The 232-nt window shown below is 46.1% G+C and carries 1 protein-coding gene; it reads right to left on the bottom strand.

What is annotated here, in order from left to right:
* A partial coding sequence (locus tag FS628_RS33410; protein ID WP_369008929.1) for an SDR family NAD(P)-dependent oxidoreductase occupies positions 1-210 on the bottom strand: 210 nt, incomplete at its 3' end.
* Positions 211-232 lie beyond the last annotated feature (22 nt).

Raw genomic sequence — 232 nt, 5'->3', positions numbered from 1 at the left:
GGGATGTTTAGTCGGTGGATAGGCAATGTGGTTGGGCAGGGGACGAATGGCAGGTAGAGAGGAGGTGTTGAGGATGTAGGGTTGGGGGTGTTTGTTCATGAGAGGCAAGACGTGGTTGAAGGGGTAAAATACAGGCTTGAGGTTGATGTGGATGAGTTTATTGAAGATTTGGGTATGATAATTCTGGATCAGGTTTTGGTTGGGTTGAATAGGTGGATTGTTGAAAAATGGA

Source organism: Paenibacillus xylanexedens (genome assembly GCF_007676705.1).
Taxonomy (GTDB): domain Bacteria; phylum Bacillota; class Bacilli; order Paenibacillales; family Paenibacillaceae; genus Paenibacillus; species Paenibacillus xylanexedens_C.
This window is presented reverse-complemented; position numbering and strand designations above follow the sequence as displayed.